This is a genomic window from Nocardiopsis sp. NPDC057823 (assembly GCF_042797335.1).
Lineage (GTDB): Bacteria > Actinomycetota > Actinomycetes > Streptosporangiales > Streptosporangiaceae > Nocardiopsis > Nocardiopsis changdeensis.
Genome location: NZ_JBHVLR010000011.1, coordinates 193,029 through 214,466, shown reverse-complemented (window position 1 = coordinate 214,466; position 21,438 = coordinate 193,029). Strand labels below are relative to the sequence as shown.

The 21,438-nt window shown below is 72.4% G+C and carries 22 protein-coding genes; 11 read left to right on the top strand and 11 right to left on the bottom strand.

Annotated elements, in window-relative coordinates; translation table 11 throughout:
* Positions 1-6: 6 nt before the first annotated feature.
* The 5 genes from ACFVNO_RS19285 to ACFVNO_RS19265 form a co-directional block, all read right to left on the bottom strand.
* Positions 7-747 carry an anti-sigma factor gene (locus ACFVNO_RS19285; protein WP_355257860.1) on the bottom strand — a complete coding sequence of 247 codons (741 nt, stop codon included), beginning with the start codon at positions 745-747 and terminating at the stop codon, positions 7-9.
* A complete protein-coding gene (locus ACFVNO_RS19280) occupies positions 744-1,355 on the bottom strand; it encodes a sigma-70 family RNA polymerase sigma factor (protein WP_355257857.1) in 612 nt (203 codons plus the stop codon). The genes ACFVNO_RS19285 and ACFVNO_RS19280 overlap by 4 nt, the downstream gene beginning before the upstream one ends.
* Before the next feature lie 102 nt (positions 1,356-1,457).
* Entirely contained in the window at positions 1,458-2,096 is a 639-nt protein-coding gene (locus ACFVNO_RS19275; protein WP_355257854.1) for a fasciclin domain-containing protein, read from the bottom strand.
* 71 nt (positions 2,097-2,167) lie between these two features.
* Positions 2,168-3,769: a molybdopterin-dependent oxidoreductase gene (locus tag ACFVNO_RS19270; protein WP_378894293.1), complete on the bottom strand. Its 1,602-nt coding sequence runs from the start codon at positions 3,767-3,769 to the stop codon at positions 2,168-2,170.
* 52 nt (positions 3,770-3,821) lie between these two features.
* Positions 3,822-5,417 carry a molybdopterin-dependent oxidoreductase gene (locus tag ACFVNO_RS19265; RefSeq protein ID WP_378894253.1) on the bottom strand — a complete coding sequence of 532 codons (1,596 nt, stop codon included), beginning with the start codon at positions 5,415-5,417 and terminating at the stop codon, positions 3,822-3,824.
* Positions 5,418-5,562: 145 nt separating this feature from the next.
* On the opposite strand from ACFVNO_RS19265, the gene ACFVNO_RS19260 reads away from it, so the two are divergent.
* The 5 genes from ACFVNO_RS19260 to ACFVNO_RS19240 all read left to right on the top strand — a co-directional run bounded on the left by ACFVNO_RS19260 (position 5,563) and on the right by ACFVNO_RS19240 (position 11,721).
* The gene (locus ACFVNO_RS19260; RefSeq protein ID WP_220564237.1) at positions 5,563-7,164 is read left to right on the top strand and encodes an OmpA family protein; all 1,602 of its coding nucleotides are present in this window, start codon (positions 5,563-5,565) and stop codon (positions 7,162-7,164) included.
* A 488-nt stretch (positions 7,165-7,652) separates the two neighbouring features.
* The gene (locus ACFVNO_RS19255) at positions 7,653-7,994 is read left to right on the top strand and encodes a hypothetical protein (protein ID WP_220564238.1); all 342 of its coding nucleotides are present in this window, start codon (positions 7,653-7,655) and stop codon (positions 7,992-7,994) included.
* Between the two features lie 46 nt (positions 7,995-8,040).
* Positions 8,041-10,650: a hypothetical protein gene (locus tag ACFVNO_RS19250; RefSeq protein ID WP_355257844.1), complete on the top strand. Its 2,610-nt coding sequence runs from the start codon at positions 8,041-8,043 to the stop codon at positions 10,648-10,650.
* A 163-nt stretch (positions 10,651-10,813) separates the two neighbouring features.
* Entirely contained in the window at positions 10,814-11,188 is a 375-nt protein-coding gene (locus tag ACFVNO_RS19245; protein ID WP_378894248.1) for a hypothetical protein, read from the top strand.
* Between the two features lie 137 nt (positions 11,189-11,325).
* Positions 11,326-11,721 carry a hypothetical protein gene (locus tag ACFVNO_RS19240; protein ID WP_378894244.1) on the top strand — a complete coding sequence of 132 codons (396 nt, stop codon included), beginning with the start codon at positions 11,326-11,328 and terminating at the stop codon, positions 11,719-11,721.
* 222 nt (positions 11,722-11,943) lie between these two features.
* On the opposite strand, the gene ACFVNO_RS19235 is transcribed toward ACFVNO_RS19240, so the two are convergent.
* The 3 genes from ACFVNO_RS19235 to sigJ all read right to left on the bottom strand — a co-directional run bounded on the left by ACFVNO_RS19235 (position 11,944) and on the right by sigJ (position 14,383).
* Entirely contained in the window at positions 11,944-12,432 is a 489-nt protein-coding gene (locus tag ACFVNO_RS19235; protein WP_378894241.1) for a general stress protein, read from the bottom strand.
* A gap of 335 nt (positions 12,433-12,767) precedes the next feature.
* A complete protein-coding gene (locus tag ACFVNO_RS19230; RefSeq protein ID WP_378894238.1) occupies positions 12,768-13,403 on the bottom strand; it encodes an AAA family ATPase in 636 nt (211 codons plus the stop codon).
* 98 nt (positions 13,404-13,501) lie between these two features.
* Complete coding sequence (gene sigJ / locus ACFVNO_RS19225) at positions 13,502-14,383, bottom strand: RNA polymerase sigma factor SigJ (RefSeq protein WP_378894235.1); 882 nt, start codon at positions 14,381-14,383, stop codon at positions 13,502-13,504.
* A 138-nt stretch (positions 14,384-14,521) separates the two neighbouring features.
* Here sigJ and ACFVNO_RS19220 point away from each other — a divergent pair, with 138 nt between their 5' ends.
* From ACFVNO_RS19220 to ACFVNO_RS19210, 3 genes are all read left to right on the top strand, one after another.
* Positions 14,522-15,682 carry a serine hydrolase domain-containing protein gene (locus ACFVNO_RS19220; RefSeq protein ID WP_378894232.1) on the top strand — a complete coding sequence of 387 codons (1,161 nt, stop codon included), beginning with the start codon at positions 14,522-14,524 and terminating at the stop codon, positions 15,680-15,682.
* Entirely contained in the window at positions 15,679-17,118 is a 1,440-nt protein-coding gene (locus ACFVNO_RS19215; RefSeq protein WP_378894229.1) for an MFS transporter, read from the top strand. The genes ACFVNO_RS19220 and ACFVNO_RS19215 overlap by 4 nt, the downstream gene beginning before the upstream one ends.
* A gap of 76 nt (positions 17,119-17,194) precedes the next feature.
* Positions 17,195-17,692 (top strand): carboxymuconolactone decarboxylase family protein, encoded by a 498-nt coding sequence (locus tag ACFVNO_RS19210; protein WP_220564246.1) that lies wholly within the window; start codon positions 17,195-17,197, stop codon positions 17,690-17,692.
* 405 nt (positions 17,693-18,097) lie between these two features.
* Here the strand turns inward: ACFVNO_RS19210 and ACFVNO_RS19205 are convergent, their stop codons facing one another.
* From ACFVNO_RS19205 to ACFVNO_RS19195, 3 genes are read right to left on the bottom strand one after another with little or no spacing between them, the layout of a single operon-like run.
* Positions 18,098-18,271 carry a DUF397 domain-containing protein gene (locus tag ACFVNO_RS19205; protein WP_220564247.1) on the bottom strand — a complete coding sequence of 58 codons (174 nt, stop codon included), beginning with the start codon at positions 18,269-18,271 and terminating at the stop codon, positions 18,098-18,100.
* Positions 18,272-18,291: 20 nt separating this feature from the next.
* Positions 18,292-18,408, bottom strand: a complete 117-nt coding sequence (locus tag ACFVNO_RS19200) for a DUF397 domain-containing protein (protein ID WP_378894225.1) — start codon at positions 18,406-18,408, stop codon at positions 18,292-18,294.
* Position 18,409: 1 nt separating this feature from the next.
* Positions 18,410-19,258, bottom strand: coding sequence for a helix-turn-helix transcriptional regulator (locus ACFVNO_RS19195; RefSeq protein WP_355257823.1), 849 nt, complete (start codon positions 19,256-19,258; stop codon positions 18,410-18,412).
* A 296-nt stretch (positions 19,259-19,554) separates the two neighbouring features.
* Here ACFVNO_RS19195 and ACFVNO_RS19190 point away from each other — a divergent pair, with 296 nt between their 5' ends.
* The 3 genes from ACFVNO_RS19190 (at position 19,555) to ACFVNO_RS19180 (ending at position 21,403) form a co-directional block, all read left to right on the top strand.
* Positions 19,555-20,109 carry an ATP-binding protein gene (locus tag ACFVNO_RS19190; RefSeq protein WP_220564253.1) on the top strand — a complete coding sequence of 185 codons (555 nt, stop codon included), beginning with the start codon at positions 19,555-19,557 and terminating at the stop codon, positions 20,107-20,109.
* A gap of 551 nt (positions 20,110-20,660) precedes the next feature.
* Positions 20,661-21,113, top strand: coding sequence for a hypothetical protein (locus ACFVNO_RS19185; protein ID WP_355257819.1), 453 nt, complete (start codon positions 20,661-20,663; stop codon positions 21,111-21,113).
* The gene (locus tag ACFVNO_RS19180) at positions 21,110-21,403 is read left to right on the top strand and encodes a hypothetical protein (RefSeq protein WP_220564257.1); all 294 of its coding nucleotides are present in this window, start codon (positions 21,110-21,112) and stop codon (positions 21,401-21,403) included. Before ACFVNO_RS19185 ends, ACFVNO_RS19180 begins: the two co-directional genes overlap by 4 nt.
* The last annotated feature ends 35 nt before the right edge of the window (positions 21,404-21,438 follow it).

The following is a 21,438-nucleotide window of genomic DNA, read 5'->3' as shown; positions in this document are numbered from 1 at the left end:
GGCCCCTCAGCCCCGGATGGGCATCGCCATGATGGGCTCGGAGGTGGGCTGCTCGGAACCGCCGAGCGGTTCGACGGTCACCGCGACCCCCTCGGTGTCGGCGCCCCGGGGGGCGGCCGGGACCGGGGCGACCACGCCCTGGTCGTCCACCGGCAGCACCCCGGCCGAGTACACGGAGCCGTCGGCCCGCGTGAACCACAGCTGGTAGTCCTCGTCCTCCAGCGGCTCCAGGCCGTGGCCGCTGAACACCAGGCTGCCGTGCGCCTCGGAGTACACCGCCGCGACGAAGACGCCCTCCATGGGCTCGGCGGTGGTGTACTCCGCGCCCGGGTCCGACAGCACCGCGGCCACCAGCCGCTCGTTCTCCTGGAGGTCCCGGATGCGCTGCGCCTGCTCCCAGGCCACCGCGCCCAGCGCGACCGCCACGGCCAGGCAGGCGGCCACCACCCATGTCGACCCGCGTGTCCACCACCGGCGGACGGGCTCGGCCAGCCGGTCGGGCGGCGGGGCCAGCTGGCGGGTGCGGGCCACTTCCGCCATCACCCGGGCGCGCAGCCCCTCCGGGGGCCGGGTCCGCGCCGCCTCGCCCAGCAGTGCGGCCGTCTCGGTGAACCCGCGCACCTCCTGCACACACGAGTCGCACCGGGCCAGGTGGTCCTCGAACCGGACCGTCTCCTCCGGGGGCAGGGCGTTCAGGGCGTAGGCCCCCGACAGGGTGTGCGGGTCCTGCCGCAGTCTCCGGTTCACCACTCCACCCCCAGGCAGTCGCGCAACCGGATCAGGCCGTCGCGCATCCGCGTCTTGATCGTGCCCAGCGGAGTGGACAGAAGCCTCGCCACTTCACGGTAGGTGTAGCCGCCGTAGTAGGCCAGCCGTACCGACTGCCTCTGGAGTTCGGTGAGCGTGTCCAGGCAGCGCCGCACGCGTTCGCGCTCCAGGCGGTCGGTGACCTCCTCGGCGACCTCGTCGTAGGGGCGGTCCGCCTCGGCGGCGGCCGCCCGCGCCTCCCGGGCCGCGCCGACCTCCTCCGAGCGCACCCGGTCCACCGCGCGCCGGTGGGCGAGGGTCATCAGCCACGCCCGCGGGGTTCCGCGCCGGGGATCGTAGCGGCAGGCGGTGCGCCACACCTCCACCATGACCTCCTGGGCCACCTCCTCGGACTGGGCCGGGTCGCGCAGCACCCGCCGCACCAGTCCGTACACCGACGGGGCGACCCGGTCGTACACCTCCCCGAACGCGGCCTCGTCGCCGCGCGCCACCCGCCCCAGGAGGTCGGCGAGGGTGTGTTCGGGCCCGGGCACCGCTTCCGGTTCCACGGCCCGGGGGCCGTGCGGGTGCGCCGCGTCGTGATCCATCCGGTCCTCCCTGCCGCGATGGCGGGCCGCGCCGTCCGGCGCGGCCCTGAAGAGCCCGGACGACCCGGCCTACGCTCGCGGGCCGTCCGGGAGTCGTGCCGACTACTCCGGCATCAGCACGGTGTCGACGATGTACACGGTGGCGTTGGCGGTCTGGACGTTGCCGCAGACCACCTTGGAGTCCCCGTTGACGGTGAAGTCCTCGCCGGCGCCCTCGGTGGTGACGTCCCCGCCCTGGAGCGAGGTGAACGTCCCGTCCTCCAGGTCGGCGGGCGCGTGGCGGCCCTCGACCACGTGGTAGGTGAGCACCTCGGTGAGCTGCTCCTGGTCGGCGAGCAGCGCGTCCAGGTCCTCCTGCGGGATCTTCTCGAAGGCGTCGTTGGTGGGCGCGAACACGGTGATGTCCTCCGCCGAGTTCAGCGTGTCCACCAGGTCGGCCTCGGTGACCGCCGTGACCAGTGTGGACAGCACCGGGTTGTTGGAGGCCGCGGTGGCCACCGGGTCCTGGGCCATGCCCTCGAAGCTGCCCGCGCCGTCGGCCGGGACGGCCTCGCAGCCGGGTCCGAAGTTCTCGCCCGCGGTCTCGGTCATCTCCCCGCCGCCGTTGTCCGTGCCCTGGTCGGTGCTCTCCTCGGTGGCGGCGCCCTCGGCGGGGGCCTCCTCCTCGCCCATACCGCTGCACGCGGTCAGACCCAGGGCCAGAACGGCGGCGGCACCGGCGAGCATGCTCTTGCGGATCATCTCTATCTCCTTTGACTCTTCTTTTCTCGAGAACCGTGGGATCGGTGGGAAATCGTGCGGTGCGCCGGGCCTCAGGTCGCGGTGAACGCGATCCGGTGCCATCCGGTGGCCCCGCTCGGTATGGGTTCGGCGCGTTCGGAGGTCTGCACGGCGCCGGTGGCGTCGGTGGCGCGGACCTCGACGTCGTGGCGGCCGGGTCCGACGGAGACCTCGGCGACCCACTGGACCCAGGTGTCGATGCCGGGGACCTTGGCGAGTTCGGCGTCGGCCCAGGGCCCGCCGTCGACGCGCACCTCGACGGCGTCCACACCCCGGTGCTGGGCCCAGGCCACCCCGGCCAGGACGACCTCCCCGGACGGGACCCGGGCCAGCGGCGCGGGCACGTCGATCCGCGACATGGTGCGGATCGGGGCCCTGACGGCCCAGCCGCGCTGCGCCCAGTAGGCCTGTTCGTCGGAGAAGCGGGTGAGCTTCAGGTCGGTGACCCACTTGGTGGCGCTCACGAACCCGTACAGGCCCGGAACGACGGTGCGGACGGGGAAGCCGTGTTCGTGGGGGAGCGGGGTGCCGTTCATGCCCACCGCGAGCAGCGCGTCGCGGCCGTCCATGACGACCTCGGTGGGGGTTCCACACGTCCAGCCGTCGTGGGAGGTGGCCAGGATCTGGTCGGCGCCGGCGTGCACCCCCGCGCGGCGCAGCAGGTCGGCCAGGGGGTACCCCAGCCAGCGGGCGTTGCCGGCCAGGTCGCCGCCCACCTGGTTGGAGACACAGGTCAGGGTGATGTCCGCCTCGACCAGGGGCAGGTCCAGGAGCTCGTCCATGGCGATCTCGAAGGGGCGGTCGACCATGCCGTGCACCCGCAGCCGCCACCGGGAGGCGTCCGGCCGGGGAACGGTCAGCGCCGTGTCGATGCGGTAGAAGACGCGGTCGGGGGTGACGAACGGGGTCAGTCCCGGAACGCCCAGTTCGGTCGCCGCGGGCAGGGGCGGGAGCGGTCGCGCCGCGGCGGGCAGGACCACGGACTCCGGCCCTCCGGAGCCGCCGATCCACCCCGGTACCAGGCGGGACAGGGCTCCGGCGGCCCCCGCCCCGGCGGCGATCCCCAGGGAGGTCAGCACGAACGCGCGGCGTCCCGGCCGGTGCTCGACCGGGCCGGCGGGCGCGGCCCCGTCGCCGGGGTCCTGTCCGGCCGGTCGCGCGCGCCGGGCGGCGCGCAGCAGTACCGCCAGGCACAGGGCGCCGACGGCCACGGCGGCGAGGACGGGGATCACGGTCCTCACATCGCCGCCGCGGCCGACGAACACCGCCGTGACGCCCGCCGCGCCGAACACCGCCAGGCCCGCGTAGCCCAGGGACGGCCGCCGCAGCGCGACCACCCCGAGCACGACTCCCGCTCCCAGGAGGGTGACGACGATGCCCGAGAGCAGCACGACCTTGTCGGAGGTCCCGAACAGCGCGATCGCCCACTCGGTCAGGGCCTGGGGGGTGTTGTCGACGACGGCGTCACCGACGGCGACCACGGGGGAAGGTGTTCCCAGGAGCGCGGCGGCCAGTTCTCCGGCGGCCGCGCAGGCCGCCACGGTCACCGCGCCCACGCACGCGCCGGGGAGGAGCCGCCCTCTCCTGCGGATCCGGTCCCCGGTGTCCTGCGTTCTCGTGGTCACATGGGGTATTCGGAGCCGGACGGGGGGCGGATGGGTCCCGGACCGGATTTTTTTCCGGGGGCTACTCGGCGGTGAACCTCAGGTAGTGGTGGCCCTCGGCGCCGTCGGGGATGGTCTCCACCTCGACGTGGGACTGGGTGAACCCGGTGGCGTCGGTGGCGCGGACCTCCAGCGCGTGCATGCCGGGCTCGACGGAGACCTCGGTGACCCACTGGACCCAGGTGTCGATGCCGGGGACCCGCGCGAGTTCGGCGGTGGACCACTCGCCCCGGTCCAGCCGGACCTCCACCGCGTCGATGCCGGTGTGCTGGGCCCAGGCCACCCCGGCGACGGCCACGTCCCCGGCGGGGACCCGGGTGAAGTCGCCGGGGACGTCGATCCGCGACATGGTCTTGACCGGTCCGCGCTCCGCCCAGCCGCGGTCGGCCCAGTAGGCCTGTTCGTCGGAGAAGCGGGTGAGCTTCAGGTCGGTGACCCACTTGGTGGCGCTCACGAACCCGTACAGGCCCGGAACGACGGTGCGGACGGGGAAGCCGTGTTCGTGGGGGAGGGGAGCGCCGTTCATGCCCACCGCGAGCAGCGCGTCGCGGCCGTCCATGACGACCTCGGTGGGGGTTCCACACGTCCAGCCGTCGTGGGAGGTGGCCAGGATCTGGTCGGCGCCGGCGTGCACCCCCGCGCGGCGCAGCAGGTCGGCCAGGGGGTACCCCAGCCAGCGGGCGTTGCCGGCCAGGTCGCCGCCGACCCGGTTGGAGACGCAGGTCAGGGTGATGTCGGCCTCGACCAGGGGCAGGTCGAGGAGTTCGGCCATGGTGATCTCGAAGGGGCGGTCGACCATGCCGTGCACCCGCAGCCGCCACCGGGAGGCGTCCGGGCGGGGGACGGTCAGGGCGGTGTCGATCCGGTAGAAGTCGTCGTTGGGAGTGAAGAAGGGGGACAGCCCGGGGATCCCGAGGTCCGTGCCGGGCGCGAGCGCCGGGAGCGGTTCGGCGGCCGCCGGCAGCCGCAGCGCCCCGGGTCCGCCGGTCCGGCCCGACAGGGATGGCAGCCACAGTCCGGCCCCGCCCGCCACCGCTCCCGCGGCGATCACCCCCGCGGACGCCACCACCGTGCGCCTCCCCGGGCCGCCCGGCGCGGTGTCCGCACCGGTGCCGGGCTCGGCGTTCCCGGGCTCCGCGTCCACGGGCGCGGCGTCGGCGGGCGCAGGGGCGGCCGGGGACGCGGCGGGCAGGGTGCGGCGCAGGAGGGCCAGGGCCAGGGCGCCGGCCAGCGCGGCCACCAGGACGGGGACCGCGGCCCACGGGTCGTCGGTGCGGCGCAGCCAGGCGGCGGCCAGACCCGCCAGTGCGACCGCGCCCAGGACCGCGTACCCCGCGGCCGGTCGGCGCAGGGCGGGTCCGCCCGCGGCGCAGGCCACCGCGACCAGCACCAGCAGGACCCCCGCGACCAGCACCGCCTTGTCGGCCGCGCCGAACACCGAGATCGCCCACGCCACCAGCCCGAAGGGGCTGTGGTCCACCACCGCGTCGGCCACCACCGTCACCGGCGGCGAAACCCGCAGCAGTGCGGCGGCGGGCTGTGCGGCTCCCAGTGCGGCGGCCGCCGTCGCCAGGCCGATGAGCGGCCCCGCGAAACGGGGCGGGGCAGGTGCTGACATACCAGCAAGAATCGCCCATCCCCCGCCCCGGCGCCAGGCCCGGCGGACTTTCCGCCCGTTGTGGGGCACCACGGTCGGTTCGACTCCCGGAGTGCTGGAGGATGTTTCCCGTACGTCGTCTCCCCAACGATCGGAGTTCCCCCACATGGTGCGGAAGACGCCCCTCGCCGCGGCCGCGCTCATGGTCTCGGGCAGCCTTCTGCTCAGCGGCTGCACGGTCACCGCGGACATATCGGACTGGTGGTCCGAGACGTTCGGGGACGCGTCCGGGCCGCCCGAGGTCCGGGAGGAGTTCCCCTACGTCCGGGAGGGACGCATCTTCCAGGACACCGGGCAGGACACCGAGATGCGCTTCTCCGTCACGGGGCTGGAGCGCACCGACGAGTACACCGTCATGTACTACGAGATCACCTATCTCGACGACTTCTCCGGCCCCAACCGGAACCTCAGCATGGCCCACACCCTCGTCGACCCCCTCACCGGGCGCGTCTACCGGCAGTTCCTCGACGAGAACGGCCTCAAGTACGGCTCCGAGAGCCCCAACCAGGACGGCCTCTACCCCGTCCACGACGGGGTCACCAACGAGTACGTCCGCTACTTCCCGCGCATCCCCGACGAGGTGCGGCAGGTCACCTTCGTCGGCAGCGGCCTGGGCGCCATGACCGGCATCCCCATCCAGGACGTCGAGGAGGAGCGCCCCGACCCGGAGAGCCCCAACGGCCCCGACCACCTCTCCCTCGACGACCCGCCGCCGAGCGGCGAGAACCTCACCTTCGCCAACCGGCGCCCCGACGGGGACGCCGTCGCCGACGAGGGCTGGGTGCAGAGCTTCGTCGACTCCGAGATCGCCTCCACCACCCGCGACGGCGACCGCGAGATCATCTCGCTGCACTCCGACGTCATGTTCGAGTTCGACCGCTCCGACCTGACCGAGGAGGCGGAGGAGGTCGTCCGCCGGGCGGCCACCTCCCTGGCGGCCAACGTCGACCCCGACGAGCCCACCATCACGATCATCGGCCACACCGACGGCATCGGCGACGACGCCTACAACGACCGCCTGTCGGTGCAGCGCGCCGAGAGCGTCCGCGACCTGCTCGCGGAGGAGATCGGCCCGGGCTTCACCCTGGAGGTGGAGGGCCGCGGCAAGAAGGAGCCCATCGCCCGCGAGGGCGGCCCGGACGACGAGCAGGCCCGCGCCCGCAACCGGCGGGTGGAGTTCTCGTACATCTTCAACGACACCACCGAGGCGACGGAGGAAGAGGAGTACGACGACGACGGCCTGAACACCGCCCAGCGCAACGTCACCTGGCCCGCCCCCTACGACGACGACCCGGGTTCGGTGGTGGCCGAGAGGGAGCAGGACGGCATCCGCCTGGAGGTCTACCCGCTGCGGCGCGACGGCGCCTACGTGATCGGCACGGTCGCCCTCACCAACACCACCGACGCGCCGCTGATACCGGAGATGGGCGGCTCCGACGTGGTGGCCGGCGGCCCGGAGCAGTTCAGCAAGGGCACCCTGGGCGGCTTCCAGCTGTTCGAGCCGGAGAGCGGCCTGGTGCGGTACGTGGCGCAGATGGACTTCGGCGAGGGCCGCTACAGCAGCTTCGCGGAGGAGGTGCACGTCCTCCAGCCGGGCAACACCTACAACCTGGTGGCGGTGTTCCCGGCCCCGGCCACGAGCGTGGAGGAGCTGACCCTGCGCGCCGGGCCGTTCGGCGAGTTCGAGGAGGTCCCGGTCGAGTACTAGGGAGTGTTCTTTTGAACCTCCGCTGCGCTGCGGCCCGCCCGTCGCCCGCCACCGCCCTCAACGGACGGCCTATGGCCGCAGCTCGGCCACCTTGCTCGGCGCCCCCCGAGGGCGGGAACCTCCGGCCCTGCGTCGCGGTCCTCGCCCGCCCGTCGAGCGGCGGAAGGTCCTCAACGGACGGCCTACGGCCACAGGCTTTCCTCGAGGGCCGCTCCTCCGGGACCTCCGGAACCCCGCCGGGCGCCTCACGAACCCCAGGCGGTACAGGAGGGCGTTCGAAGAACGGGCTCTAGGCGGCACCACGGGGGTCGTCGGCATCGCGCCGGCGGCCCCCGTTCCCGTGTCCGGGCCCGCCGCCCGGGGCACGGGGGGCACGGGACGCCCGGTGATCACGAAGCCGTAACCATGCGTGAAAACCTCAACTGTTACTTTTTCCTCGCGATCTACAGGTAATGGTGGTCTCCGTGTGACGAAGGTGGTGTCCCGCGATGAGCGGTGGAACGGGTGCGAATCCGAACGAGGCGCGGCAGGGCGGTGAGGACGCCGAGGCGCTGGCCACGGCGATGGCCGGCCTGGCCGACGCGTTCGACCTGACGGTCGACGACGCGATCCGGGTGGCGGGCGAGGAGGACGTCGAGGCCGGGTGGAGGTCCTTCCGCGAGCGCCACCTCCAGGGGTTCGTGGACGTACAGGGCCACGGGCTCCAGCTGGCCGACAACATCCAGGCCGGGGCGAGCGAGATCGCCCTCAACGACCTGGAGAGCTCCCAGGAGCTGTCCGGCGCCGCCCACCACGTGCCGCCCGGCCTGGGCAACGTCAACTTCTACTGACACCCCCTTCCCCCCTCCTCCCCCGAACCCCCTTTGAGGAACCCCCGTGGCTTCTTTCGACCTCTCCCTCACCCTGCGCACCACTGACGCGATACCCGCCCTGATCCGCGCCCGGACCGCCGACTTCGAGGACCTCAACGGGCGCGTCCTGGGCGACGCGGGGGACCTCCAGGCCGCCCTGGACGGCGCGGCCGGGCAGTTCACGAGCATCCTGGCCTGGGATATCAGCACCCTGTCGGCTGAGGACCGGCAGCTGTGGACGGACGCCGCGGTGGCGCTGACCTACGCGGCGATGGTCAGCGACATGTGGGCCGACCACGTGGAGGAGTTCCGCGAGGGCCGCGAGGAGCTGCTGGAGGAGTGGAACACCGCCGTCGCCGACTGCGAGGGGCGGGTGCCGGGCGAGTACTCCGCCAGCCGCATCACCTCGACGTTCCCCGAGCGCAGGGGGTTCTGGAGCGCGGAGAACACCTGCCGGGACCTGTACGAGGAGCTGGTCGAGAAGCGCACGAGCGTCAGCGGCCGGTTCGACACCCTGTGGACCGCCTACCAGGAGCACGCCGAGGAGATCGGCGACATGCTGGAGGAGGGCGCCACCAAGGTCAACGTGCAGAAGCTCATCGACGGCGGGTACGCGAACTGGGCGTTCTACAACCTGGACCCGAACCGGTACACGATGCTGGTGGACGGCCGGGAGCTGACCGAGGAGAACGCCCGGGAGTGGTCCACCGAGCTGGCCGCCTACTGGTCCGGGGACAGGCCGCTGGACGACCGCTACCACGAGCTGATGCTCATGATGGCGATGATCGGCACCAACGCCAAACAGGCGCAGAACACGGGAAGCGGGTTCCGCTCCGAGGAGATCGACTTCCTGGAGGCCTTCTACACCAACCTGGAGCTGGAGGGCGGCGGGCCCTACACGGGCGTCCTGGCCGTCCCGGCGCTGATGGACGGCGACCACATGAGCGGGGAGGAGCGCGAGCACGCCCTGGGGGTGCTCGGCGACGGGCTGCTCACGCTCTCCGACGAGGACCTGGGCGGCGGGTACGACCTGCTGCCGGAGAGCGTGCGCCGGGCGACCGAGGGGCCCTTCCTCTACGAGACGGGCGCCGACGAGCCGCCGTACCTTCTGGCCACCTACCAGGACGACGCGCGGGCCCTGTCGCAGCTGCTCCGGTACACCGACGACGAGCTCCAGGGCGGCGACGCGTTCTCCACCAACCTCACCCTGGGCGCGGGCGCGTACATGCACTACTGGGGCGTGGAGGGCGAGAACGGCTGGGTGGTGTCGGAGGACCTGGCCCCGCTGGTGGAGGTCGGCACCCGCAACGAGGACGCCAACCACTACGTGCTCACCGGCGAGTACCCGGACGGCCGGGAGACCGTCCCGGGCCTGCCGGACTTCGCCCCGCACGAGCGGACCAACGCGGTCGAGGGCCTGCTCACCTACGACTGGCACGACGACGGCGCGACCGCGCGCGGGCTCATCGACTGGATCGCCGAGGACGCGCTGAGCGAGGACGACGAGGTCCGCGACCGCGCGGGGACGGCGTTCGAGGGGCTCATGGAGACCCTCACCGACGAGGCGATGTACGAGCAGCTCGTCAACACGGGCGTGCATATCACCGAGGGGGACAACAAGTACGAGGACGCGGTGTTCACCCAGTTCAACACGGAACTCGGGCTCGGGCTCGTGGACGTGTTCGACGCGAACATCTACAGCTTCTCCACGAGCGATGTGTGGGAGTCGGAGGACGTTCCCGTCGCAGGCGTCGGCGAGTTCGACCCGGACAGCGGGACCGTGCGCTTGGGGGCTGAGGAACGTGCCCGGTTCATGCACTATCTGATGGGTGGCGACGAGTCCGCGGCGCGGCTGATCCAGTCGGTCGACGTCTACCAGCAGGTCGAGACGGCGGCGTTCTTGGAGAACGGGCGCCCCGAGGAGAACGCCCGAGGGCTGGGAACGCTGCAGGCACTCCTGGAGGAGGCCACCGAGCGCGACGCCCGGGACCGGGAGGACGATCTGGGCCACCAGGTCGAACGGAACACGGCGATCGCCGAGTTCTTCGTCGGTGAGGCGGCCTCGCTGTCGGAGAAGATCCCGCTCATCGGCACGGCGGTGTCCAAGGGCATGGAGTTGGGTCAGGACAGCATCGTCAACGCGATCATCGATGGCGATTACGAGGTGGTCCCCCGGGGCTCCACCTACAGCAGCGAGATCAACCGGATACGCAACTTCGAGGTGGAGGCCCTGGAGTACGTGGCGCACCACGACCCCTCGAAGTTCAACGAAGTCCAGTACAACGGGGATCTCCAGGACCTGGTCGAGGGCGGGGTGATCACTGTCCGCCAGAACGGGGCGGTGCTCGACGCCGAAGACATCGGGGAGGACTTCGTGTTCGGCGCCGATGTCACGGTCACCGTGGAGAAGGACTCGAACAACTGGAACGAGGACTTCCGGCAGGACGGTGGCAGGTGGTCCATGGACGCCTCCATGGGCAACGTCATCGGGGATATGCCCTTCACGACCAGTGACGGGCGAACCTACCCGGGCGACTCGCGGGTCGACCAGTTCACGGGAGAGTTCGGTATCGGATACGGCGACGTGCGGGAGTACTTCAAGCCTGCTGAGGGGAGTGGCGGCGATGGAGAGTGAGGACCGGCGGGGCGGAGGCGGCGCGCGCGGACTCGTGCAGGGCGTATCCGCCCTCCTGGCACTGCCGCTGCTGGTGGGGTGCGCATCCGGCGCAGCTCCAGAGGATCAGCCGTCGGAGCCGGTCGAGCGGGCCGGTGTCTCCTTCTCGTGGATGGAGCGTGAGGTGAGCGTCCGGACACTGGACCGGATGTTCGCAGAGCACGGCTCGGAGGAGGTGCTGGGCAACACCGACGAACGGTCGCTGGACGTCCTGCTGGAGTCGGGTGTGGTCCGGTCGGCCGAGGACGGCGGGGGGTATGAGGTCGTCCTGGACAAGGAACAGTGGAACACCGATGACGCCGCCGGCGGCCTGCGCCGTCTGGACGGGGCCCTCGGCGCGGCGATGTGGCCGAACGAGGTGACCTGGTGCGGGGATCCGGTGGACGGCGAGGCGTTCGTGGACGCCTACACGGAGGAGTTCGAGGGCGTCTTCGACACGACCGGGGAGTACGAGGCGAGTGTCGCCGACTACGTCGACTGCGGGGACGGGCGCCCGTGAGGGGCTCGGGGGCGGCCGCTGTGATCGCGGCAGCGGTCGGTTGCACGGCGCTGTCCGGATGTGCTGCTTTTTCGGAGCGGGAGGAGTCCGGGCCGCCGGAGGAGGCGGAGGCCTCGCGCGGACCGCACGCGGAATGGGTGCAGCGGACCGTGCGGGCCTTCACGCTGGAGCGCATGTTCGTCGAGCAGGACCCGGATCCGGTCACGCCGCACGCCGGCGACAGGCCGCGGGAAGTGCTGGCGGAGGCCGGGGTCCTGGTGGAGGACGGTGAGGGGGCGAGGGTGGAGACCGACCCGGACCTGTGGTCCTCCTCCCTCGGCGAAGGGCTGAGCGGTGACGGCCCCCTGCTCCAGGAGGTGGACCAGGCCCTGGCCGACTTCCTGCGGGAGAACACGGTCACCTGGTGCGGCCCCGAGGTGCCCGGCGACACCTTCGTCGACTCCTACCCCGGCTCCGGAGGCGACTCCTTCGACACGCACGAGGAGTACGAGGCGGACATCGCCGACTACGTCGACTGCGGGGACGGCGGTTGACCGGACCCGCGCTCCTGCGCACGGCCGCGGCCCTCGGCGCCGCGGTGTCGCGAGCCGGTGGGCGGTGAGGCGTTCGTGGACGCCTACACGGAGGAGTTCGAGGGCGCCTTCGACACGACCGGGGAGTACGAGGCGAGTGTCGCCGACTACGTCGACTGCGGGGACGGGCGCCCGTGAACGGGGCGGCCCCGGCGCCGTGGGGCGCCGGGGCCGCCCCGCCGGTCAGTGGGCGGGCGAGGTGAGGGCGAGGCGGGCGAGCAGGTCGCGGCCGCGTTCGGCGCTGCGGGGCTCGGACAGCACCTCGTACCGCTCGGCGACGATCTCCGTCCGCGACGCGAACGTCCGCTTCCCGCCCAGGGAGGCGTAGCCCATCGCCGCGAACGCTGTGCCGGCGCCCACGCCCGCGAGCAGCCCCGCGAGGATCGACCCGAGGAGGCCGCCCGGAGTGAACATCCCCAGCACGACACCGATGAGCAGACCGAACCACACGCCCGACAGGGCCGCCGAACCCAGCACCCGGCCCCAGGTCAGCCGACCGGTGACCCGCTCCACCACGCGGGGCCCGGTGCCGACGATGGTGAGGTCCTCGACCGGGAAGCCGTTGGCGGCCAGGTGGTCGACGGCGCGCTGCGCCTCGGCGTAGGCGGTGTAGGACCCGATCGACCATCCCGTGGGCGGGGTGGGCAGGGTCCGAGGGTCAGGGGAGAACATGTGCACCTCCGGGTGCGGGTTCCTTGGTCGCCGGACCGCCCCCGCAGGGGTCCGGCGGTCGGGTGGCCCGGGGCCCGCAGGACGGGCGGACCCCGGGTCGGGGGGCCGGGGGTCCCGGTGCAGCGGGACACCCGGGGCGATCAGCGCCGGGTGGCGGCGCGTTGGTCCGGGACCGGGGAAGAACGGGCGGCGGGCGGTGCCATGGCCTGTGCCTCCTCCCTGCGTGCGCGGCGGCCTGCGAGGTCCTGTACCTGGAACAACGGCCTTGCGTCGGTGGGTGTTCCCTAAGTTGAGCTTCTCTAACTCAACTCTAAAGAAGGGGGCGTGCGACCGGATCAGGGGCGCGGTGTGCGGGGGCGGCCCACGGACTCCTGGGCGGAGACGGCGGCGAGCACGGCGTCGGCGGTCTCCCCGGCGGTGCGGGAGCCGTCGACGGGCAGTTCGGCGAGGTGGAGCCGCTCGACCTCGGCGCGCACGAGCTCCTGGAAGCGCAGGGTGCGGGCCAGGAACACGTCGATGAGGCGCCGCTCCGGTGCGGAGGCGGCGGCGTGGCCGGAGTCCGTGTACATGCGCTCGCGCAGGAGGGCGTCCGGGGCGGTGAGCCACACGGCGCCCGTGCGCGGGGCGGTCAGGTCCGCGACGCGGGACGGCCACAGCGCCGACCCCTCCAGCACCAGGCCGGGGCCCCCGCCGACGGCGTGCTCGGCGACGATCTCCTCGACGCGCGGCCACTGGCGCTCGTAGTGGGCGAGAACGGAGTCGATCAGCTCGTCCAGGGGCAGGGTGCCGTAGTGCTCGGCGACGTGCGGCGGCACCTCCCGGCCGGGCGTCCGCCAGGGGCGGCCCGGGTGCCGGGCCAGGTGGTCGGTGGTGGCGTGGGAGAAGCCGAGCCGCTCCGCGAGCGCCCGCGCGGCGGTGGACTTGCCGGTGTGGGACGTGCCGCCGATGAGGATCACCCGGATGCCGCTCATGCCCCCGACCCTAGCCGTGCGGGACCCGCGGACGGGGCGAGAGGGCGGAGAAGGGGGCCGGGGGCGCCGCGGCACGGGTACGGCGCCCCCGGGGCGCCTCAGTGGTCGGCCAGGTCGAGCCGGGCCAGCCGGTCGGGGTCGGACAGGATGTCGATCGCGGCGATCCTGCCCCCGGAGACGGTGAAGCTCATGACGGAGAACGGTCGGCCGTCGACGGTGTTGACCAGTCCGGCCAGGCCGTTGACGAGCGCCGGACGGGTGTCGGTGCCGGTGGCCATGCGCTGGAAGGTGGAGAGCCGCCCGGCCACGGCCTCGACGCCGCGGACGACCTTCAGGCCGTTCGTGAGCGCGCCGCCGTCGGCGCGCAGCACCACGTCGGGGTCCAGGACGGACACCAGCGCCTCGAAGTCGCCGCCGCGCGCGGCGGCCAGGAAGGCGTCCACCACCTTCCGCTGCTCGGCCGGGTCCGGGTCCGGGCTCGGGGCCGCGCCGCGGACCCGCTGACGGGCCCGGCTGGCGAGCTTCTTGGCCGTGGCGGGGGTGCGGTCGACGATGGGCGCGATCTGCTCGAACGGCAGGCCGAACATGTCGTGCAGCACGAAGGCCAGGCGTTCGGCCGGGGAGAGCGACTCCAGCACCACCAGCAGCGCCAGTCCCACCGAGTCGGCCAGCAGCACCTGCTGCTCCGGATCGGTGTGCTCCTCCCTGCCGACCACCGGATCCGGCAGGCGCTCCTCCAGTGGCTCCTCGCGCCGCACCTTGCGGGCGCGCAGTACGTCCAGGCAGACCCGGCCGACCACGGTGGTCAGCCAGCCGCCGAGGTTGTCGATGTCGTCGGAGTCCGAGCGCGCCAGGCGCAGCCATGCCTCCTGGACCGCGTCCTCGGCCTCGGTGAGTGAGCCGAGCATGCGGTAGGCGACCGCCCTCAGGTGGGGGCGGTGGCCCTCGAACCGTTCGGCCAGGAAGTCATGGGATGTCATGCCGGGGGGCCTCTCTTCTTCGGCGGTTTCAGTACTGATGACGCGCGGGACCCCGGAAAGGTGACCGCGAACGGGCGTCACCTTCGCCCCGTTCGGCCCGTCAATGCGGCGACCGACACGAGGGAAGGGTTGCCGAGGATGAACAGGATCCGGGTCCACGGAACGGTGGAGGACGGCTTCGAACCGGTGGAGGAGGTGTTCGCCGAGGTCGTGGCCGAGCAGGACGGCCTGGCGGGCTCGCAGCTCACCGCCTACGCGCACGGCCGGCGGGTGGTGGACCTGTGGGCCGGGGACGGGGTGGACGGCGACACGATGACCGGGGTCTACTCCTCGACCAAGGGTGCCGCGACGCTGGTGGTGGCACTGTTGGTGCAGGAGGGGGTCCTCGGCCTGGACGAGCCGGTGGCCCGGCACTGGCCGGAGTTCGCCGCCGCCGGCAAGGACACGATCACGCTGCGGGACGTCCTGACCCACCGCTCCGGCGTCATCGGCGTCGACGGCGGCCTGTCGGCGGCCGAGCTGGCCGACGACGCGGTGATCGCGCGCCGCCTGGCCGGACAGCGGCCGTACTGGCGTCCCGGGGCGGCCTACGGCTACGGGGGCTTCGTCTCGTTCGCCATGGTGGGCGAGGTGATCCGGCGGGTGACCGGCCGGTCGCTGCAACGGATCTACGAGGAGCGCATCCGGGAACCGTACGGACTGGACCTCTACCTGGGGCTGCCCGAGTCCGAGGAGGAGCGGTTCCGGCCGATCCTGTGGTGGGAGGCGGACCCGGAGCGGGAGGCCGCGTTCTGGGCGAACGTCCCGGGCCCCCGGAGCCTCGTCGGCATCGGCTACGGGCTCGACGGCACGCCCCCGCTGGACCAGGTGGGCTTCGCCAACACGCGCGGCGTCCGCGCGAACGGCCCGGCCTCGGCCGGGGGAGTGGGCAGCGCTCGCGGCCTGGCCGGCCTGTACGCGGCGGCCGTCTGGGGCGTCGACGGGCGGCCCCCGCTGCTGGAGCCGGACACCGTCGGCGAGTTCGCCCAGCTGCACTCCGTCGGCGCGGACCTGGTCCGCGGCGATCAGGGGAACTATGCGCTCGGCTTCCAGGCCAAGGGGCTGCGGTACCCGTTCCTGAGCGCGAACGCCTTCGGCCATGACGGCTCGGCCGGTTCGGAGGCCTTCGCCGATCCGGTCGGCGGCATCGCCTTCGGCTATACCCGGCGCCGTTTCGGCTTCGGCTGGTCCTATCCCGAACACGACCGACTCGCCGCCGCGGTGCACGCCGCCGTCGCCTCCCGAGGAGAACGCGCATGAGCGACCACACCCCCGCCCGTTCGGACAGAAGCGGACTCGCACTGCTGGTGATGGCGGCCGCGCAGCTGCTGATGGTGATGGACGGCACCATCGTGACCGTCGGCCTGCCCGTCATCGGAGCCGATCTCCGGATCCCCGAGGGCGAGCTGGACCGGGTCCTCACCTCCTATGCCCTGGCCTTCGGCGGCCTGCTGCTGGTCGGGGGCCGCGCCGGCGACCTGTGGGGTCGACGCAGGCTGTTCCGTGTCGGGCTGGTCGTCTTCCTGCTCGCCTCTCTGCTGGGCGGTGCGGCCGGTAGCGGCGCCGTGCTGATCACCGCACGCGTGCTCCAGGGCGTAGGCGCGGCCATCGTCGCCCCGGCGGCGCTGTCCCTGCTCGCCGAGACCTTCCCCGCCGGGCCCCGGCGCAACAGGGCACTCGGCGTGTACGGAGCCATGGGCGGTCTCGGCTCCGTGGTCGGCCTGCTCCTGGGAGGCGCGCTCACCGAGTACCTGGGGTGGCGGTGGATCATGTTCGTCAACATCCCCATAGCCCTGCTGGTCCTGGTCGGCACCGTCGTCCTGGTGCCCGGAACCCGCCGCCCCGGCGGCCTGGACCTGCCCGGCGCCGTCACCGCGACCCTGGCCCTCGGCTCGCTGGTCTACGCGATCAACCGCGCCGGATCCCATGGGGTGGGCGACGGGACCGCCCTGGTCTTCGGCGCGTGCGCCGTCGCGCTGTTCACGGTGTTCCCGTTCATCCAGCGCGGCGCGCGCAACCCGATCCTGCCGCCGGGTGTGCCGGCCGACCGCGGCAGGCTCGGCGCCAACCTGGTCATGCTGCTCATGGGCGCGGGACAGCTGGCCACCTTCTACTTCCTCACCCTGTACATGCAGACGGTCCAGCAGTACTCGCCCATGACCACCGGCCTGGCCTACCTGCCGTTCGCCATCGGCGTCGGTATCGGCTCCGGTGTCGTCGGGCCTGCATTGCAGGCCCGCGCCTCCACCCGGACCGTTCTGGTGGTCGGCACGGCGACGGCCGCCACGGCGATGGCGTGGTTCGGCCTCCTGGCACCGGACCAGAACCCGCTGCTGGTGCTGCTGCCCGCGCAGCTGGTGGGGGGAATCGGCCTGGGAACCGGATTCGTCGCCGCCACCATCGGCGGCGTCAGGGGCGTCGCATCGCAGGACTCGGGCATCGCCTCCGGCCTCGTCAACACCAGCCAGCAGATCGGCGGTGCCCTGGGTTTGGCCGTGCTGGCCGGCGTCGCCGTCGCCACCACTGCGGCCCAGCCGCCGGGGACGGGCCTGAACGAGGCGCTCACCAGCGGATACACCGTCGGCATGCTCGGTGCGGGCGCCTTCTACGTGGTCGCCCTCCTCACCGCCGTCCTGCTGCTGCGACCACGCTCCGCGGAGCGGGACACCGAACCCCTCGAAAAAACCGCCGGATGAGGTCGCGTCCACCGGTCACCTTCGGCCCGAGCGATCCGTCATAGAGGCAGAACACCGAACGGAAGGAAACACCACCATGACCGCCACCGAGCAGCAGAACCGCCAGTCCCGCCTCCCCGACCCCGTCGCGCTCGTCCCCGAGCTCAAGGACATCGCCGGCGCCCTGTTCAAGGCGACCGGGAACGGCACGGTTCCGCGGACCACCATCGGCCTGGTCCAGCTGCGCGCCGGACAGATCGCCGGCAGCACGTACCTGACGAGCCTGCACACCGGCAACCTCCGCCGGGCGGAGGCGACCGAGGAGCAGATCACCGCCGTGGCCTCCTGGCGGGACGCGCCCTACTTCTCCGACGCCGAACGGGTCGCGCTGGAGCTGGTCGAATCCGTCCTGACCCCGAACGCGTCGGGCGAGCGGGTCCCCGACGAGCTGTACGCCAGGGCTTCGCAGCACTACGACGACAAGGCGCTCGCCACGCTGATCATGGCGATCGGCCAGGTCTGCTTCTTCCTGCCGCTGGCCCTCATCGGCAAGCCGCTGCCCGGGGTGTCCCCGGCGGAGCAGTGGAGGGCGTAGCGGCCCGGACCCCATGAGGTCGGTGGATCCCGTCCCGGGATGATGCCGACCGCGGAAAAGCCCTCGTGCTCCGACCGGAGCACGAGGGCTTCGCGTTGGGCGGGGTCGGGCGCGGGGCGGGCATGGGAGGCCGCCTATCCCCGTGGCGACCGGCTTCGGTTGGCGGTGGCGGGCTGTGGGGGATCTCCCGACGGGTGAGCCGGAAGATATCCACAGGCTGTGGACGACTTTCCGGCGCCGGTCCGCGACGGGGGCGGAACACGTGGCCGGGGCGCCGGCGCGGCGCGAAGTGCCCGAAGTCAGTGGGTATCGGTCGGCTCGTGCCCGGGATGCGATTTTCGGGGGACGGGCAAGAGAAATCGGCCGACCGGTGGGTACCGGTCGGCCGTTGAGCGCGGTCGAAACCTAGGAGGCCCGATTCTTCACGCCGTGGAGGAACGCGGTCCAGGCATCGGGGTTGTAGTCGAGGTGGCCCAGGGGGCGGTTCTGGGTGTCACGGACAAGGACGAGAGGCCCCTCGGCGACCTCGACGCAACTGCCTTCTCCACTGCTGTGGCTGCTCTTGTGCCACTTCTCCACGGCGATCCTCTCGCTCGGGCTCAGGCGTGGAGCTTCACGCCCTGGAGGAAGGATGTCCACGCTTCGGCGGAGTAGTCGAGGTGTCCGAGAGGACGGTTCTGGGTGTCCCGGACGAGGACGCTCTGCCCCTCCGCCACCTCAACGCAGCTGCCCTGCCCCGAGCTGTAGCTGCTCTTGTGCCACAGCGGCCGACCGGACTCGTGCCTGCTCTTCAATGCTTTCCCTGACCTTCCTGACGAATTCGACGCTGGCGCCCATGGACAGTGCCTCGGCTTGCAGGAGCCCAAAGATGGTCATGCACTTCTGCACGGTCTCTTGATCGTCGATGAGCACCTCACCGCTCGCGTACTCGGCGGAGGCCAGCGGCGGATTGTCGGGAAAGGTGTAGATCCGGAACGGGCCTGCGGTCCCGGGGTGATAGTGGGACCGCGGGGGTGTGACCTGGAAGCGGATCCTGCCTTCCTCGGCAAGCTGGAGGACCCAGTCCAACTGGGCGATTTGAGTACGTTCGTCCCCCATGATGAGGTCTAGGACGAACGCCTCTACCACGATAGACACTAGCGGAGGGTGGTCCCTCATAAGTATCTCTTGCCTCTTTTTCCTCGCCAGCACCATCTCTTCCACCACTGAGGTGCTGGCCCACGGCAGGGAGTCACGAATCGTGGTGCGGGCGTACTCGGGCGTCTGGATCAGTCCGGGAAAGATCTGAGACTGGTACTCGCGGAGCTCGGTTGATTTCTGCTCCAGCTTCGGGACCTTTTTGTACCAGGGTGGGATGGTTTCGGTCTCCTGGCTCCTCTCCCACGCGCGGACCAGTTGGCCGTTGGCCTGGAGGGCCTGGTCGAGGAGGGTCACCTGGTCCTCGCTCATGCCCCGCTTGCCGTTCTCCCAGGCGGATACGTGAGCGGCGACCACGCTGGCGTAGGGCGCCAGCTCCGCCTGGGTCAGCTTGGCCTTGCGGCGGAGGGCCTTGAGTTCCTTGCCCACCCTGGCCCATTCGGGCTTGCGGCGATCCGACATTCGTCACCTGCTCAAAGGAGGGGGAAACCGGGGATAACCACGATGCAACGCCCTCTCAACCGCCCGCAACCGATTCACCGAAATGTTGTCCCTGTGGTTGATTCGCTGGCCTTTCCCCGAACCGCTGGCCCAAGGTGTTGTCACGAAGGCGCACGGTGACCGAAAGGGTCTTTGTACCCTTCTCGGTTCTTCTGGGTGGTTCTCGGCGTCGTCGGACAACGGTGCGGAAGGCGGATGAGCGCAGAATGGAATCGGTGACCCGCATGGAACCCCGTCGAGAGCGGAACACGGCCTCCAGCGACGACATCGAAGAGGTGGTGCCGCGACCGCCCTGTACCGCGCCGCCGGGCAGGATTCCGCTCCAGCGCCGGACCGCCGACCCGCGCGACCGGGTCGCGATCCTCGTGGACGTCGAGAGCGGGGAGCTGGGGCACTCCATCACGGTCCCGGGCGTCGCCGAGCAGACGGGGGTGCTGCGGCGGCAGCTCTCCGCGCTCGCGCTGCTGCCCGAGGCGCAGACCGACGTCCTTCAGGGCCTGGTCAGCGAGCTGTTCACCAACGCCGTCCGGCACACGCGCAGCGGGCTCCCCGGGGGCCGGGTCGTCGTGACCCTGCACCGGCTCCGGGGGCGGGTGCAGGTCAGGGTGACCGACCAGGGGCCGCGCGGCGGCGGTGTCGGGACCCCGCACGTGCGCGAACAGGACCTGGACCGGGAGGGCGGGTTCGGGCTGAGGCTCGTCGCCATGCAGGCGGACAGGTGGGGGACCCTGTCCGAGGGCGGGCGGACCACGGTCTGGTTCGAGCTGGATCGCGGGTGAGCCCGGCCATGTCCTGGAACCGCGCCGACGACGGTGAACAGTACGAGGCGGCCCGGCGGCTCAACGCCGAGGCGGGCCGGATGTGGACGGTGATGTGGGCCCCGGCCCTGCGCGCGTACGTGGCGTTCTACCAGGGGGCGGCCGTGGTCCGCTGGCAGAGCGCACCCACGGCGGAGGGACTGGTGGAACGGCTGCGTGAAGCCGAACGGCTTCTCGGCGCGGACACGGGGAGGGCGTGGGCGCCGGCTCCCCGGCGTGACGGGGACGGCTCGCGGGCCCCCGGGGCCCGAACCGCCAGCGCGCACCGCCGCCCTTCGACCGCACCGCTTCCGCCGCCGGCTGGGACGCCGAAGCAGCGCCCCGTGCCCACACCGGTCCCCGCGCCGACCCCGCCCACGGCGGAGGCGACCGTGGCGGAGGCGCAAGCGATATGGGCGCCCGCGACGGAGCCGGTGCCGCTGATGACTTCTCCCGGCCGCCCTTCCCCGGCAGGGGACACCGGGACCGACGGCCGTACCGCTTCGGCGGAGGCGGCCGGGGATGATGCCCGCATGCTTCGGGCGGGGGCCATCGCCATCGATGGCCTGTCCACCCCGGCCGGGTCGGTCAGGGCCGTTGACCGCCCGTCCCCGGCAGGGGACACCGACATCGACGGCCGTACCGCCGTCGGCACGCGTGCCGCGGGGCGTCTTCCCCGTACCCTCGGCGCACCCGACGGCACGGGGTTCCTCCCCGAGCGCGTCGTCCCCGAGGAGGAGCGGACGGACCCGGGCGCGTCCGCGCGCGGCGGCGCCCGCACCGGGGACGTTCCCGCGCGCACCGGCCCCAGGGGCCTCCGGCACGCCCGGCTCGGCGGAGCCGACGACCGCGCCGCCGTGACCGCGCGGCTGCGCGGCCCGCGCACCGGAACCCGCACGGTGGTGATCCCCGGAGAGGGCCCGCCGCCGCAGGTGTGGGGACCCCTCGGGACCGGGGGACACGCGCGCGGGGGTTCGGCACCGTGAGAACCGAGCCCGCGACCGTGCACGAGGCGCTGCTCATGCTCCAGGACCGGAAGGACACGACCCGCGGCGCGCACCGGGAGGCCGCGACGCGGACGACCGGTTGGGAGTGGCCGATCCCGCAGCCGACCCTGGAGGAGGTCATCGCCTCCCTGGAGATGGTGTACGACCTGGCGGAGGGCACCGCGGAGGACGCCGAGGCGATCCTTCGCCTGGTGCACACCCTGCGCGGCCTGCACACGGGCCCCGCACACCGCTCCGTCCTCGACCACCTCCACTCCGCTCATCGCTGACCCCGGCCCGGCACCGGCCCCGCGCCCCGCCCCGG